The 14,812-nt window shown below is 69.7% G+C and carries 15 protein-coding genes; 4 read left to right on the forward strand and 11 right to left on the reverse strand.

Annotated elements, in window-relative coordinates:
* Positions 1 to 22 precede the first annotated feature (22 nt).
* Genes ACJEIK_RS26020 through ftsH form a run of 6 tightly spaced genes read right to left on the reverse strand, consistent with a single transcriptional unit; the run spans position 23 to position 5,037 of the window.
* Positions 23 to 499 carry a DUF3180 domain-containing protein gene (locus ACJEIK_RS26020; protein ID WP_409430506.1) on the reverse strand — a complete coding sequence of 159 codons (477 nt, stop codon included), beginning with the start codon at positions 497 to 499 and terminating at the stop codon, positions 23 to 25.
* Positions 499 to 1,014 carry a 2-amino-4-hydroxy-6-hydroxymethyldihydropteridine diphosphokinase gene (gene folK / locus ACJEIK_RS26025; protein ID WP_409430507.1) on the reverse strand — a complete coding sequence of 172 codons (516 nt, stop codon included), beginning with the start codon at positions 1,012 to 1,014 and terminating at the stop codon, positions 499 to 501. The genes ACJEIK_RS26020 and folK overlap by 1 nt, the downstream gene beginning before the upstream one ends.
* Positions 1,007 to 1,381 carry a dihydroneopterin aldolase gene (gene folB, locus ACJEIK_RS26030; RefSeq protein WP_061002671.1) on the reverse strand — a complete coding sequence of 125 codons (375 nt, stop codon included), beginning with the start codon at positions 1,379 to 1,381 and terminating at the stop codon, positions 1,007 to 1,009. Before folB ends, folK begins: the two co-directional genes overlap by 8 nt.
* Positions 1,374 to 2,168: a dihydropteroate synthase gene (gene folP / locus ACJEIK_RS26035; protein ID WP_409431762.1), complete on the reverse strand. Its 795-nt coding sequence runs from the start codon at positions 2,166 to 2,168 to the stop codon at positions 1,374 to 1,376. The genes folB and folP overlap by 8 nt, the downstream gene beginning before the upstream one ends.
* A gap of 20 nt (positions 2,169 to 2,188) precedes the next feature.
* Entirely contained in the window at positions 2,189 to 2,797 is a 609-nt protein-coding gene (folE, locus tag ACJEIK_RS26040) for a GTP cyclohydrolase I FolE (RefSeq protein ID WP_061002675.1), read from the reverse strand.
* A gap of 8 nt (positions 2,798 to 2,805) precedes the next feature.
* Positions 2,806 to 5,037 carry an ATP-dependent zinc metalloprotease FtsH gene (ftsH, locus tag ACJEIK_RS26045; protein ID WP_409430508.1) on the reverse strand — a complete coding sequence of 744 codons (2,232 nt, stop codon included), beginning with the start codon at positions 5,035 to 5,037 and terminating at the stop codon, positions 2,806 to 2,808.
* A gap of 129 nt (positions 5,038 to 5,166) precedes the next feature.
* Here ftsH and ACJEIK_RS26050 point away from each other — a divergent pair, with 129 nt between their 5' ends.
* The 3 genes from ACJEIK_RS26050 to ACJEIK_RS26060 are packed head-to-tail and all read left to right on the forward strand — an operon-like array spanning position 5,167 to position 7,987.
* On the forward strand, positions 5,167 to 6,090 hold the full coding sequence (locus tag ACJEIK_RS26050) for an alpha/beta fold hydrolase (protein WP_409430509.1): 924 nt from the start codon (positions 5,167 to 5,169) through the stop codon (positions 6,088 to 6,090).
* Positions 6,087 to 7,271 carry an LLM class flavin-dependent oxidoreductase gene (locus tag ACJEIK_RS26055; RefSeq protein ID WP_409430510.1) on the forward strand — a complete coding sequence of 395 codons (1,185 nt, stop codon included), beginning with the start codon at positions 6,087 to 6,089 and terminating at the stop codon, positions 7,269 to 7,271. The genes ACJEIK_RS26050 and ACJEIK_RS26055 overlap by 4 nt, the downstream gene beginning before the upstream one ends.
* 5 nt (positions 7,272 to 7,276) lie before the next feature.
* Positions 7,277 to 7,987: an SIMPL domain-containing protein gene (locus ACJEIK_RS26060; protein WP_409430511.1), complete on the forward strand. Its 711-nt coding sequence runs from the start codon at positions 7,277 to 7,279 to the stop codon at positions 7,985 to 7,987.
* Here the strand turns inward: ACJEIK_RS26060 and ACJEIK_RS26065 are convergent.
* The 5 genes from ACJEIK_RS26065 to dacB are packed head-to-tail and all read right to left on the reverse strand — an operon-like array spanning position 7,984 to position 14,193.
* Positions 7,984 to 10,200, reverse strand: coding sequence for a molybdopterin-dependent oxidoreductase (locus tag ACJEIK_RS26065; protein ID WP_409430512.1), 2,217 nt, complete (start codon positions 10,198 to 10,200; stop codon positions 7,984 to 7,986). The two genes, ACJEIK_RS26060 and ACJEIK_RS26065, sit on opposite strands and share 4 nt — an antisense overlap.
* Before the next feature lie 19 nt (positions 10,201 to 10,219).
* Positions 10,220 to 10,819 carry a hypoxanthine phosphoribosyltransferase gene (gene hpt / locus ACJEIK_RS26070; protein ID WP_133426359.1) on the reverse strand — a complete coding sequence of 200 codons (600 nt, stop codon included), beginning with the start codon at positions 10,817 to 10,819 and terminating at the stop codon, positions 10,220 to 10,222.
* Positions 10,820 to 10,841: 22 nt separating this feature from the next.
* Entirely contained in the window at positions 10,842 to 11,798 is a 957-nt protein-coding gene (tilS, locus tag ACJEIK_RS26075; RefSeq protein WP_267324230.1) for a tRNA lysidine(34) synthetase TilS, read from the reverse strand.
* A complete protein-coding gene (locus ACJEIK_RS26080) occupies positions 11,777 to 12,826 on the reverse strand; it encodes a zinc-dependent metalloprotease (RefSeq protein ID WP_267324231.1) in 1,050 nt (349 codons plus the stop codon). Before ACJEIK_RS26080 ends, tilS begins: the two co-directional genes overlap by 22 nt.
* Positions 12,823 to 14,193 carry a D-alanyl-D-alanine carboxypeptidase/D-alanyl-D-alanine-endopeptidase gene (gene dacB / locus ACJEIK_RS26085; protein WP_409430513.1) on the reverse strand — a complete coding sequence of 457 codons (1,371 nt, stop codon included), beginning with the start codon at positions 14,191 to 14,193 and terminating at the stop codon, positions 12,823 to 12,825. The genes ACJEIK_RS26080 and dacB overlap by 4 nt, the downstream gene beginning before the upstream one ends.
* Before the next feature lie 89 nt (positions 14,194 to 14,282).
* Between dacB and ACJEIK_RS26090 the strand changes: the two genes are divergently transcribed.
* Positions 14,283 to 14,771, forward strand: a complete 489-nt coding sequence (locus ACJEIK_RS26090; protein ID WP_135356445.1) for an inorganic diphosphatase — start codon at positions 14,283 to 14,285, stop codon at positions 14,769 to 14,771.
* Positions 14,772 to 14,812: the final 41 nt, after the last annotated feature.

Consider the following 14,812-nt stretch of genomic DNA (forward strand, 5'->3'; position numbering starts at 1 on the left):
CCCCGTCCGGGCGGATCGTTACCTATTCGGTTGCGCCGTCGGACTTCTCCGGCGGGTCCAGCGGCGCGCGGCAGCAATGCTGCAACCACATACCCGCCACCAGCAGGGCCAGTGCACTCACCGCAGCGACCGTCGCACCCGGGAAATCGGCCGCCGCCACCCGCAGTACGCCGCGTCGCGGGAGCACGTAGCCGAGCACGCCGAGCCACCAGCCGAGGGCCAGCGCACCGACCCAGGCCGATGCCTTGGCCACCACGACCGACCGCGCGACCGCCAGCGGATGGATGCGGCCGGCCCCCACCCCGATGGCGCCGTCGCGGATCTTGGCGCCCAAAAAGAACGCCCAGCCCGCCTCCACGGCGGCAAAGACCAACAGCGACAAGCCCGTCCACACCGTGATCGGCGGGAACCAGCGGTACACCAGGATCACCAGCAGATAGGCGACGACCGTGGCCAGCACCGTGCCGATCGCCAGGTCGCGCTTGCGGGTGGGTCCCATCAGGGCACCAGCGCCAGTTCGGTGCGGCGCACCCCGTCGCGTTCACCGGCGTCGATGGCGGCCAGCAGCTCGGTGACCGGCACCGGCCGCCCGTCGACCGTCAGCGTCGCCTCGGGGTCGGCAGCGAGCCACGACACCAGCACGAAGGCGCGTTGATGCGCCAGCGGGTGGGGCAACGTCAGGGTCGGATCGTCGGAGCGCACTTCGGCGTCACCTTCGTGGCAGCTGACGATGTCGACATCGAGAGTGCGTGGGCCCCAACGTTGTTCGCGCACCCGGTCGGCCGCGTTCTCGAACTCATGGGCCCGGCGCAGCCAGCCGGGGCCGTCGAGGCCGGGATCGTCGGCCAGCAGCACGGCATTCAGGAACGGCCCCTGCTCGACGCCACCCCAGGCATCGGTCTCGTAGACCGGAGAGACGGCCCGCACCGCACCGCGCAGTCCCGAGACCACCGACTGCAGGTGGGCGAGCCGGTCGCCCACGTTGGAGCCGATGGAAAGGACGACGCTAGCCACGGCCACCGCGCCTCGACCGCCGCGCGACGACGGCAACGTCCTTGAACGTCAACGGGATCGGCGCGCTCGGTTTGTGCAGCACCACCTCGACGGCGTGGACGCGCTGATCGGTCATCACCGAATCGGCGATCTCGGCGGACACCGTCTCGATCAGGTTCCGCGGCGGCCCGGCGATGATGTCCGCGGCCTGCTGTGCCAGCGCGCCGTAGTCCAGCGTGTCCGACAGCTCGTCGCTCATCGCGGCGGCGACCAGGTCGATCCACACCGTGATGTCGACGACGAAGTCCTGCCCGTCCTCGCGCTCATGGTCGAAGACCCCGTGATTACCGCGAACGGTCAAGCCGCGCAATTCGATTCGATCAGCCATGCCAGGCCCCCACTACTTTCACCGCGTCCACCGACGCCCGCACATCATGCACCCGCACTCCCCACGCGCCCTGCTGCGCCGCCAGCGCCGAGATCACCGCGGTGGCCGTCTCGCGGCCGTCGGGTTCCCGCGGCGTGCCGTCGGCATCCGCCAGCAGGGTGCCGAGAAACCGCTTGCGCGACGCCCCGACCAGCACCGGGATGCCAGTCGCGACCAGCTCGGGCAGCGCACGCAGCAGCGCCCAATTGTGCTGCGCCGACTTGGCAAAACCCAGACCCGGATCGATGATCAGCTTGTCCGGCGCCACCCCGGCGGCGACGGCGTCGTCGACCGCGGCGAGCAGTTCGGCCCGCACGTCGGCCACGACGTCGGCGTACTCCGGTATCCGATGCGGCTGCTCGGCGTCGACCTCGCGCCAATGCATCAGCACCCACGGCACCCGCGCGCCCGCCAGCAGCGGGGCCATGTTCGGGTCGGCCCGGCCACCCGACACGTCGTTCACGATGTGCACGCCGTATTCCAGTGCGGCCTCGGCCACGTCGGCGTGCATGGTGTCGACGCTGACGGTGATGCCTTGTGCGACAAGCTCTCTGATCACCGGCAGGACACGGCCGCGTTCGACCTCGGGATCCAGCCGGGCCGCGCCGGGCCGGGTGGATTCGCCGCCGACGTCGATGATCTGCGCCCCCTGGGCCGCCAGCGTCAGGCCGTGCGCGATGGCGCGGTCGTGGTCGAGGTAGCGTCCGCCGTCGGAGAACGAGTCGGCGGTGACGTTGACGACGCCCATCACGCGCGTGAGGACAGGGCTCACTTCCGCAGGATCAGATCCAGCGCCTCGGCTCGCGACGACGCGCAGGTCTTGAACTGGCCACGCACCGCCGAGGTGGTGGTCACCGCGCCGGGCTTGCGGACACCGCGCATCGCCATGCACAGGTGCTCGGCCTCGACCACCACGATGGCGCCCCGCGGGTTCAGCTTGCGCATCAGGGCGTCGGCGATCTGGCCCGTCAGCCGCTCCTGCACCTGGGGCCGCTTGGCGTACAGGTCGACGAGGCGGGCGATCTTGGACAGCCCGGTGACCCGGCCGTCCTCACCCGGGATGTAGCCGACGTGCGCGACGCCGTGGAACGACACCAGGTGGTGCTCGCACGTCGAGTACATCGGGATGTCCTTGACCAGCACCAGCTCGTCGTGACCCTCGTCGAAGGTGGTGTCGAGCACGGCATCGGGGTCGGTGTACAGCCCGCCGAAGATCTCCTGGAAGGCGCGGGCGACACGGCCCGGGGTATCCCGCAGGCCGTCGCGGTCCGGGTCCTCGCCCACTGCGAGCAGCAACTCGCGCACCGCGGCCTCGGCTCGATCGTGATCGAACGTCGGGACGGTGAGCGTGGCCGAATGGATCTGCGACCGCGTCATCTATGCGCCTACTCGTCGTTGGGTTTGGCCGGCGGCGGTGCCGGCTGCTGCGGATACGGCTGGTAGCCCTGCGGCGGACCGGGCTGGCCCCAGCCCGGCTGCGGGTACCACTGGCCCTGCTGGCCATGGCCATGCTGCGGCGGCCAGCCCGGAGCCTGCCAGCCGGCGGGTGCGCCGTAGTTCGGCTGCGTCTGGCCGTGCTGCGGCTGACCGTTCGGTGCGGCGTGTGCGCCGTTGGTGCCGTTCACGCCGGCCGCGGCCTGGCTGGCCGCGGCGATGGCCGCCTTGAACGCCGGCTCCTGAACGGGCGGCGGCCACGGCTCACCGCGCTCGATGGCCAGCTCGCCGGGCGTCTTGATGGGCGGCTTCTCCGACGGGATGCGGCCACCGAAGTCGTCGAACATCGTCAGGCGGGGACGCTTCTCGACGCCCGCCAGGATGCGCTCCAGGTCGGGGCGGTGCAGCGTCTCCTTCTCGAGCAGCTCGCCGGCCAGGTCGTCCAGCACGTCGCGGTACTGCGTCAGCACATCCCACGCCTCGGTGTGCGCGGCCTCGATGAGCTTGCGTACCTCGTCGTCGATGTCGCGGGCGACCTCGTGACCGAAATCGGCCTGCGTGCCCATGGTGCGGCCCAGGAACGGATCCCCGTGCTCGGTGCCGTACCGGACGGCGCCCAGCTTGGCGCTCATGCCGAACTCGGTGACCATCGCGCGGGCGATCTTGGTGGCGTTCTCGATGTCGGACACCGCGCCGGTCGTGGGCTCGCGGAAGATCAGCTCCTCGGCGGCGCGGCCGCCGATCGCCATGACCAGGCGCGCGATCAGTTCGGAACGCGTCTGCATGCCCTTGTCGTCCTCGGGGACGGCGACGGCGTGCCCGCCGGTGCGGCCGCGGGCCAGGATCGTCACCTTGTACACGGGGTCCAGGTGCGGCATGGCCCAGCCGGCCAGCGTGTGTCCGGCCTCGTGGTACGCCGTGATCTTCTTTTCCAGCTCGCTGATGATGCGGCCCTTGCGGCGCGGACCACCGACGACGCGGTCGACGGCCTCTTCCAGCGCCGGGCCGGTGATCACGGTGGCGTTCTCGCGGGCCGTCAGCAGCGCGGCCTCGTTGATGACGTTGGCCAGGTCGGCGCCGGACATGCCGACGGTCCGCTTGGCCAGGCCGTCGAGGTCGGCGTCGGGGGCGATGGGCTTACCGGCCGAGTGGACCCGCAGCACGGCCTTGCGGCCGGCCAGGTCGGGTGCCGACACCGGGATCTGCCGGTCGAAACGGCCGGGACGCAGCAGCGCCGGGTCCAGGATGTCGGGCCGGTTGGTGGCGGCGATCAGGATGACGCCCTGGCGGTCACCGAAGCCGTCCATCTCGACCAGCAGCTGGTTCAGCGTCTGCTCGCGCTCGTCGTGGCCACCACCCAGGCCGGCGCCACGCTGGCGGCCGACGGCGTCGATCTCGTCGACGAAGATGATGCAGGGGCTGTTCTGCTTGGCCTGCTCGAACAGGTCACGCACGCGGGACGCACCGACACCGACGAACATCTCGACGAAGTCCGAACCGGAGATGGTGAAGAACGGCACCCCGGCCTCGCCGGCGACAGCCCGCGCCAGCAGCGTCTTACCGGTACCGGGCGGGCCGTAGAGCAGCACGCCCTTGGGGATCTTGGCGCCGAGGGCCTGGTAGCGGCTCGGGTTCTGCAGGAAGTCCTTGATCTCGTAGAGCTCTTCGACGGCCTCATCGACACCGGCGACGTCGGCGAACGTCGTCTTCGGCATGTCCTTGCCGAGCAGCTTGGCCTTGGACTTGCCGAAGCCGAAGCCCATCCGCCCGCCGCCCTGCATGCGGGAGAACATGAAGAACAGGCCGACGAGCAGCAGCAGCGGCAACAGGTAGATCAGCAGCGAGCTGAGGATGCTGCCCTGGTTCACGACGGTCTTGGTCTTGACGTTCTTGGCGTTGAGCGCATCGAACAGCGGCACCGCGTAGCCCGTCGGGAACGACGTGATGATCTTGTTGCTGTTGTCGGTGTCCGCCGTGACGCTCTTCAGGTCCAGCCGGACCTGCTGTTCGCGATCATCGATCTGGGCGCCGGTGACATTCCCGGCGTTGATCTGGGCGACCGCCACAGACGTGTCGACCTGGTGATAACCACGCGTGTCATCACTGAAATAGAAGAAAGACCAACCCAGCAGCAACACGACCGCGACGACGGTCAGGGTGCGGATGACGTTTTTTCGCTTCATCGACATATTTCGGCCGGCGAATACTCGTCGGCCAGGTCCTTCCGATACACAGATGCGGGATAGTTCACAGGTTACCGCTATGCAAACGATCGGCAGTTCCCGGAGGGAAACCTGTGCTTTGGTGGAACCGTGATCACGTCCACCAAACGGTTAGTCGAGACCAACGGCGTGCAGCTGCAGGTCACCGAAGCCGGGGACCGCGGCGCCCCCGTCGTGGTCCTGGCGCACGGGTTCCCCGAGCTCGCACACTCCTGGCGGCACCAGATACCGGCCCTCGCCGCGGCCGGCTACCACGTGCTGGCCCCCGACCAACGCGGCTACGCCGGCTCGTCACGCCCGCCGGCCATCGAGGACTACGACATCGTCCACCTCACCGGGGACCTGGCCGGGCTGCTCGACGACGTCGGCGCCGAGCGCGCCGTGATGGTCGGCCACGACTGGGGTTCGCCGGTGGTGTGCAACTTCGCGCTGCTGCACCCGGACCGGGTGCGCGCCGTCGCCGCGCTGAGTGTGCCGCCGGTGCCGCGGGCGTCAGCGCCGCCGACCGAGATCTGGCGCCGACGGGTCGGCGACAACTACTTCTACATGCTCTATTTCCAGGAGCCCGGGGTCGCCGACGCGGCACTGGGCCGTGATCCGCGGAGCTCGATGCGCCGGATGGTCGCCGAGGAGGGCTTCGCCGCGCCACCGGACTCGCTCGCCGGCACCCCGCTGCCACCGCTGCCGGACTGGCTCACCGAAGGCGAATTCGAGCCGTACGTAACGGCTTTCACCGAGAGCGGCTTCACCGGCCCACTGAACTGGTACCGCAACTTCGACCGCAACTGGCAGCTGACGGAGACCACCGCCGCCCCGACCATCACGGTGCCGACGCTGTTCGTCGCCGGCACTGCCGACCCGGTACTGAGCTTCACCCCGCGTGACCGGGTGCGGGACGTCGTCGACGGCGACTACCGCGAGGTCATGATCGACGGCGCCGGGCACTGGCTGCAGCAGGAACGTCCCGACGTGGTCAACGCGGTACTCATCGAATTCCTCGAGGGCGTGAAATGACCGGTCGTCCACTGGATTTCGGGGCTTTCATCACACCGTTCCACCCGGTCGGCCAATCCCCCACCACGGCACTGGAATACGACCTCGAACGCACCGCCGTGCTGGACCGGCTGGGCTACGACGAGGTCTGGTACGGCGAACATCACTCCGGCGGCTACGAATTGATCGCCTGCCCCGAGGTTTTCATCGCGACGGCGGCCGAGCGCACCAAGAACATCCGCTTCGGTACCGGCGTGGTGTCGCTGCCGTACCACCACCCGCTGATGGTCGCCGACCGCTGGGTGCTGCTCGACCACCTGACCCGCGGCCGGGTCATGTTCGGCACCGGCCCGGGCGCACTGCCCTCGGACGCCTACATGATGGGCATCGACCCGGTGAACCAGCGCCGCATGCAGCAGGAATCGCTGGAGGCCATCCTCGCGCTGTTCCGGGCCGGACCCGATGAGCGGATCACCCGCGAGACCGACTGGTTCACGCTGCGTGACGCCGCTCTGCACATCCGGCCGTACACCTGGCCCTACCCCGAGATATCCACGGCGGCAATGGTTTCCCCGTCGGGCCCGCGACTGGCCGGGCAGCTGGGCACGTCACTGCTTTCGCTGTCGATGTCGGTGCCCGGCGGCTACGCCGCCCTCGAGACGACGTGGGACGTGGTGTGTGACCAGGCCGCGAAATCCGGGCGTCCCGAGCCGGACCGCCGCGGCTGGCGGGTGCTGGGCGTCGTGCACCTGGCCGATACCCGCGAGCAGGCCATCGAAGACTGCACCTACGGCCTGGAGGACTTCTCGAACTACTTCGGCGCGGCCGGCTTCGTGCCCCTCGGCAGTCAGACCGGACCGGCGCCGACGTCGCGGCAGTTCGTCGAAGACTATGCGGCCAAAGGCAATTGCTGCATCGGCACGCCCGCCGATGCCATCGGCTACATCCAGGACATGCTGGACCGTTCCGGCGGCTTCGGCACGTTCCTGATGCTGGGCCACGACTGGGCGCCGCCCGCGGCCACCATGCATTCGTACGAGTTGTTCGCCCGCGAGGTCATCCCGCACTTCAAAGGCCAACTCGCCGCACCGCACGCCTCGCACGAATGGGCGAAAGGCCTGCGCGACCAGCTGTTCGGCCGCGTCGGCGAGGCCGTCGGCAACGCGATCGCCGAGCACACCAAAGACACGTCGGTACGCTGAAAACCATGCCATTTGCGACCCGCCGTACTGCCGCCCTGACCCTCGCCGGACTGGCGATCGCCACAACCGTCGGCGTCGCCGGCTGCGGTTCCGACGACACCAAGCCGGAGAGCCGCCAGGTCACCGTCGTCGGCAACGGCAAGGTCCAGGGCACACCCGACACCCTGAACGTCACCGCGTCCATCGAAGCGACCGCGCCAGACGTCACCGCCGCGATGAACCAGACCAGCAGCCGTCAGCAAGCCGTGATCGATGCGCTGAGCGGTGCCGGCATCGACAAGAAGGACATCGCCACCAAGCAGGTCGAGCTGCAGCCCGACTACCGCGACTCCGCCATCGTGGGCTATCGGGCCAGCAACACCATCGACATCAAGGTCCGCAAGCTCGACACCGCGTCGCAGGTGCTGGCGAAGATCGTCACCGCGGGCGGCAACGCCACGCGGATCAGCAACGTCTCCTACTCGATCGACGACGACTCCCAGCTGGTGAAAGACGCCCGCACGCATGCCTTCTACGACGCCAAGGCCCGTGCCCAGCAGTACGCGCAGCTGTCCGGGCTGAGCCTGGGCAAGGTGGTCTCCATCTCCGAAGCCACCGGCGGCACCACCCCGACGCCCATGCCGGCCCCGCGGATGGCGATGGCCGAGGCCGTGCCGCTGTCCCCCGGTCAGCAGACCGTCAGCTTCTCGGTGACGGTGATCTGGGAACTGGGTTAACCAGCGGCGGCGATTTCGACCGGAATCCCGTTCAGCACAGCGGTACCCGACAGCCGGTCCAGGTGGGTGCCGTCGTTGAGCTGGTTGACGTTGACGCCCGGATGGCTGCTCGCGAGCTGCTGACCGGTGCCGCCGCGGTTGTGACCCCAGCCGTGCGGCAGCGACACCACGCCCCGGCGCATCACGTCGGTCACCTCGATCGGCGCGAGCAGTTCACCGCCCGGCCCCTTGATGATCGCGACGTCGGTGAGGCCCAGGTCGGCGGCGTCGTCGGGGTGAATCTGCAGCGTGCAGCGGTTGGAGCCACCCGACAGCGCGGGCAGGTTGTGCATCCAGCTGTTGTTGGAGCGCAGGTGGCGACGGCCGATGAGCAGGAAGCCGCCGGCCGAGCGACTCAGCGCCTCGCGTAGCCGCGCCACGTCGGCGACGATCGGTTCCGGAGCGAGTTCGATACGCCCACTGGGGGTCCGGAGCACCTCGGGGATCCTCGGCTGCAGTGCACCCAGATCGATGCCGTGCGGATTGGCCTTCAGCTTCTCGAGCGTGAGGCCGTCGGGCCTGGTACCGAAGGCGTCCCCGTAGGGCCCGAGCCGCAGCATCATGTCGAGCCGGCGCTCGTAGCCGGGACCCGTGGGGAGCATGGCGGTCAGTTCGTCGACATCGCGCCCGGCGACCGGGGAATCGGGGTCGTGCGTCTCCTTGGCCAAGGTCAGCGCGATCACCTGCGCGTCGACCAGGGCGGGATCCGCTTGTGCCCCAAGACCGGTCAGGATCAACGCGATACGCGACAGGATCTCGGCCTCGCCCGGCCGGTCGGCCAGCGGCAGCACCGGCGGCGAGTAGCGCACGTTGTTGCGCACCGCGAGGTTGTTGAGCAGCACGTCGAAATGCGGACTCTGCGAAGGCGGGGGCGGCGGCAGGATGACGTCGGCGTGCCGCGTGGTCTCGTTGAGATACGGGTCGACCGACAGCATGAATTCGACACTGTCCAAGGCCTTGTCGAGCCGGTCGCCGTCGGGCGCGGACAGCACCGGGTTCCCGGCGATGGTGATCATCGCCTTGATCTGGCCCTCGCCCGCGGTGTCGATCTCCTCGGCGAGCGCGGTGGCCGGCAATTCGGACATCACCTCGGGGTAACCCGAGACCCGGCTGGCCCACCGGCCGGTCCGGAAGCCGCGGCCCGGCTTCGGTGGCCGCGGCGCCGGGACCGCGGCGCCCAGCGGGAACATCACCCCGCCGGGTCGGTCCAGGTTGCCGGTGAGGATGTTGATGACGTCGACGAGCCAGCTGCCGATCGTGCCGAATTCGACTGTGGAGGTGCCGATCCGGCCGTACACCGCCGCCGTCGGCGCCGCCGCGAGCTCACGGGCCAGTTCGCGGATCTCGTCGGCGCCGACGCCACAGGCCTGTTCGACCGCCTCGGACGCGAAGTCGGCGGCCAGCGCGCGGACCTGCTCCACGCCGATGACGTGCTCGGCGTTCGCACCGAGATCGACCAGACCTTCGTCGAACAGCACATGTACGACGGCGAGCAGCAGCGCCGCGTCGGTCCCGGGGCGCGGCGCCAGATGCCGGTCGGCGAGCTTGGCGGTCTGGGTGCGCGCCGGGTCGATCACCACGAGCTTGCCGCCGCGCTTCTTCAGCGCCCGCAGCTTGCCGGGGAAATCGGCGGCCGTGGTCACGCTGCCGTTGGACACCAGCGGATTCGCGCCGATGATCACGAGATGGTCGGTGCGGTCGAGGTCAGGCACGGTGAACGCGCCCGGGCTGCCGAACATCAGGCCCAGCGCAACGTGTTTGGGCATCTGGTCGAGCGTGCTGGCGCTGAACACCTGGCGGGTGCCCAGGGCTTTGAGGATCAGCGGGGCATACAGCGCACCCGCGATCGTGTGCGCGTTCGGGTTGCCGAGGTAGACCCCGACCGATGCCCCACCGTGCGCGGCGATCACCGCGCCGAGCCGGTCGGCGACGACGGCGTAGGCCTCGTCCCAGGTGGCCTCGGTCAGTACGCCGTCACGGCGGACGAGCGGGCGGGTCAGCCGGTCGGGATCGTTGTCGAGCTCACCGAAGCTGGCGCCCTTGGGGCAGATGAAGCCCGCGCTGAAGGCGTCGTCGTGATCACCACGCGCGCCCGTGACACGGCCGTCCTCGATGGTGAGGGTCAGGCCGCAGGTGGCTTCACAGAAGGGGCAGATCCGGAGGGCGGAGTCCATGCTCCGGATTCTGCTCCGACTAGTGCTGTTCGTACACCTTCGGATCGAGCGTGCCGATGTACGGCAGGTCGCGGTAGCGCTCGTCGTAGTCCAGGCCGTAGCCGACGACGAACTCGTCGGGGATGTCGAAGCCGATGTGTGCGACGTCGATGTCGGCGCGCATGGCGTCGGGCTTGCGCAGCAGCGTGCACACCCGCAGCGAGCGCGGGCCCCGCGTCGCCAGGTTGCGCAGCAGCCACGACAGCGTCAGGCCCGAGTCGATGATGTCCTCGACGATCAGCACGTCACGGCCGCTGATGTCGCGGTCGAGGTCCTTGAGGATGCGCACGACGCCCGACGACGAGGTCGACGAACCGTACGAGCTGACGGCCATGAACTCGAGCTGGGTCGGCAGCGGGATCGCGCGGGCCAGGTCGGTGACGAACATGACCGCACCCTTGAGCACCGTGATCAGCAGCAGATCCTGGTCGCCCGAGTCGGCGCGATAGTCCTCGGCGATCAGCGCGGCCATCTCGGCGATGCGCGCCTGAACCTGCTCCTGAGACAGGAGAACCGACTTGATGTCACCCGGATACAGATCCACGGCAACAGCGTGCCATGCCTCCGCGCCGAGTACCAAGACCGTCCCGCTCGGCGGTCGCTCACACGGGCCGGGCGGCGACTGTGAGCAGTCCGGCACGTCGGGTCACGATCAATCGCTGGTACCGCAGCGACGAGCAGACGGCGGCGCCGCCCTGCCCGTGCCAGTCCGCGACGAGCGCGTCGACGGCGCGCAGCTGGACGTCGGTAAGCGTGGTGGCGCCGACGCTCAGCAGCCAGGCGCGGATCACCCGGCGGCGCAGCGCGGCGGGGAGATCCTCGAGCCCGGCGACGGTGAGGCCCTCGCCGTCGCGCAGTGCGGCCAGGTGCCCGGCGGCCAGGGCGTCGAGGGCGTCGTTGTCCTCCCGCAGCGCGGCAGCGGTACGGGCCAGCGCCGGCGCGACGCCGCCGGCGAGCACGTCCTCCAGTAGTGGCAGCACCTCGGTGCGCAGCCGGACCCGGGTGTAGCGCGGGTCGGTGTTGTGCGGGTCCCGCCAGGGCGTCAGTCCCAGTTCGGCGCAGACCGCTTCGGTGTCGGCGCGCCGCACCTCCAGCAGGGGCCGTCCCCACGGTGGGTCCCAAACCCGCATGCCGGCAATGGATCTCGGGCCCGAGCCGCGCCCCAGGCCGAGCAACACCGTCTCGGCCTGGTCGTCGAGGGTGTGCGCGAGCAGCACCGGGGCACCATCGCGGGCGGCGTCCAAGGCGGCGTAGCGCGCGGTGCGGGCCGCGGCTTCCGGCCCGCCGTCGGTACCGACATCGACGGAGAGCACTTGCGCGTCAACGCAACCCAACTGCCGGGCCTGCGCTGCCGCAGTGGCAGCCACGTCGGCCGATCCGGTTTGCAAACCGTGGTCGACGATCAGCGCGACGGTCGGTTTGAGGGCGGCGGCGACGGCGGTCAGCGCCAGCGAGTCAGCGCCACCGGAGAGCCCGACGCACCACCGGTCGGCCGGGTGCCGGCGCGCGAAGGCGGTGACGGCCGCGCGCAGCGGGGTCAGAGCACTCGATCGATCCATCGCCGCGGCTCGTCGATTTCGGTTGGCAGCGGCAGGGTTTCGGCATCGGTCCAGATCGCGTTGAACCGCTTCATGCCGACCGTCGACACCACCTCGTCGACGAACTTCTTGCCGCGGGTGTACTGGGCGATCTTGGCGTCGACACCGAGCAGGGCGCGAACAATCCGTTGCAGCGGAGACTGTTTGCGGTGGCGGCGCTCGTCGAACCGGCTGCGAATGGTGGCGACCGACGGCACGACCGCCGGACCCACGGCGTCCATCACGTGATCGGCGTGCCCTTCGAGCAGCGTCCCCAGCACCAGCAGCTGATCCAGCGCACGCTGCTGCTCGTCGGACTGCATGATGCGCATGATGCCCAGAATGCCTTGCGAATTCGCGTCGGCGTCGCCATCCCGCTGTGCGCGCACGTACTCCGCCAGCCGGCCGATGACGTCGCCGGCATCCAGACCGGATTCGTCGGTCAGCACGGCGAGCGCCTGTGACATGTGTTCGGTGAGCCACGGGTTCGCGCGGAACTGCACGCGGTGCGTCACCTCGTGCAGGCACACCCACAGCCGGAAGTCGGCGGGCTCGACCTTCAACTGCCGTTCCGCGGCAAGCACATTGGGCGCGACGAGAAGCAGTTCGCCCCCGTTCGCCGCAAACGGGTCGTACTGCCCGAGGATGCCCGACGACACGAACGCCAGCACCGCGCCCGTCTGCGCCCCGGCGATACGTCCGCCCAGCTTCGCGGCCAGGCCTGTGGGACTGGAGGTTTCGCCACCAGTCATCACCCGCATGGAGTCGGCGGCAGCACGCACCCAGTCCTGCCGGTCGACGACGCGCGCTTCGGGCACTTCGGCGCCCTCGTTGAGGAGCGTCACCTCGCGCACCGGGAGCTCGGCCCGGCGCGCCGAATCGGCGAGCTGCGCGCGTACCTGGTTGCGGGTGTAGTCGGTGGTCGCCGGTTCCTGGCGGGTCAGCTTTGCCCCGACCGTGGCGGCGAAGCCCCAGTCGACGGCCCGGCCGACGGTCGGCTTCCGGCTCACGTGCCGCACCCGCAGGACCGGAACGCCGCGGCGAGGGCGTCCAGCGCGGTGCGTCCTTCCGGACCGGCGTTGTTGGAGATGAGCGCGAAGGTCAGGACCCGTCCGCTCTGGTCGGTGACGATGCCCGCCAGCGCGTTGGTGCCGGTCAGTGAACCGGTCTTCGCGCGCAGGTATCCGGCCGACGAGGTGTCGGCGTAGCGGTTCCACAGCGTGCCACTGCCGCCCGCGATCGGCAGGACGTCGAGCAGCGGGCGCAGGCGGGGCTCACTGGTGCCCGCGGCCGCGTTGACGACGTCGTCCAGGACCGTGGCGGTGAGCCGGTCGTTGACCGACAGGCCGCTGGCGTCGAACAGCGTCGCACCCGAGGTGGTCAGTCCGGCCTTCGCCAGCTGCCCGAGAACGGCACGTACCCCGCCGTCGAAACTCTGCGGCTGGTTCACCGCGGCGGCAACCTCCCGGCCGATCGACTCGGCCATCACGTTGTCGGAGGCCCCCATCATCTCGCGCAGGCGCTCGATCAGCGGCGGCGATTGCACTGCCGCGAGCTGCTGACCGCCGGCGGGGCTGGTGCGAAGGGTCACGTTGGCGGGGTCGACCCGCAGTGCCGCCGCCAGGGCGCGGCCGGCGTCGAGGGCCGGTGTCGTCGAGCGCTTGGACTCGACCGTCGTGGGCTGGACGCGACCGGCGTCGACCATCACCGACTGGATCGGCGCCCAGTCACCGCCCTCGATGTCGGCGACGTCCCAGCCCGGCGCCATGGTCGGGCCCGAGTAGAGGCTGGTGTCGACCTGAATGGCGCGCGGCGTGACGCCGGCCTTGCGGACCTGGTCGGCCAGATCGGAAATCCGGGCCGCGTCGCCGTACCAGGTGTCGGTGCCCGGCGGCGCCGCCGACAGCGTCGGGTCGCCACCGCCCTTGAGCACCACGACGCCCGGGGTGTCGCCGGACACGACCGTGGTGGTCAGCCGGGTGTTGCGGTCGAGGGTCAGCAGGGCCGCGGCCGCCGTGAGGGTCTTGTTGGTGGATGCGGGCTGCAACGGGACGTTCTCGCTCAGCCCCCACACCTGCGCGCCGGTGATGGCATCGGTGATCCGGCCCCCGAGGACGCCGAGATTCGGGTTGGCGGCCAGCGGCGCCAGCACGGCGGCGAGCTGCGCGGGCACCACTTGCGGCGCGTTGTCGGAGACCGGTTGCACGGCTGGTCGGGGCGAGACGAGCGCGGGCTGGGGCTTGACCGTCGCCCCGGCTGCCGGGACGGCATCATGCCGCGTCATCACCGCGGCGGCCGCCACCAGCGCGGCAACCAGCACGAGAACTGCCACACCGATCACCACGTGGGTCGATCGGCGCCACCGGGTGGGCCGCATGTTGCTCCTGAACTCGTACGGGTCACTCAGCAGGGTATCGCTCGTCTAAGGTGTAGCCCGTTATCAGCACAGAGCTAAGGAGTCTCCCGGTGGAGCACGAAGTCGTCATCGAGATCCCCAAGGGTTCGCGCAACAAGTACGAAGTGGACCACGAGACCGGACGGGTGAAGCTCGACCGCTACCTGTTCACCCCCATGGGTTACCCCACCGACTACGGGTTCTTCGAGAACACCCTCGGCGAGGACGGCGACCCGCTGGACGCGCTGGTGCTGCTGACCGAGTCTGTCTTCCCGGGCTGCATCGTCGACGCTCGCCCGGTCGCCATGTTCAAGATGACCGATGAGGCCGGCGGCGACGACAAGCTGCTGTGCGTGCCCGCCGGTGACCCGCGCTGGGACCACATCCAGGACGTCAGCGACATCTCCGAGTTCGAGCTGGACGCCATCAAGCACTTCTTCGTCCACTACAAGGACCTGGAGCCGGGCAAGTTCGTCAAGGCCGCCGACTGGGTCGGCCGCAAGGAGGCCGAAGAAGAGCTGGCCCGCTCGATCGCCCGGTTCGAAGAGCAAGAGCACTAGTCTTTCGTTTTCACCGAGCCTGACCCGCCGTACGCTGGAAA

It is taken from the genome of Mycobacterium sp. SMC-16, assembly GCF_046250085.1.
Classification (GTDB): Bacteria; Actinomycetota; Actinomycetes; order Mycobacteriales; family Mycobacteriaceae; genus Mycobacterium; species Mycobacterium phocaicum.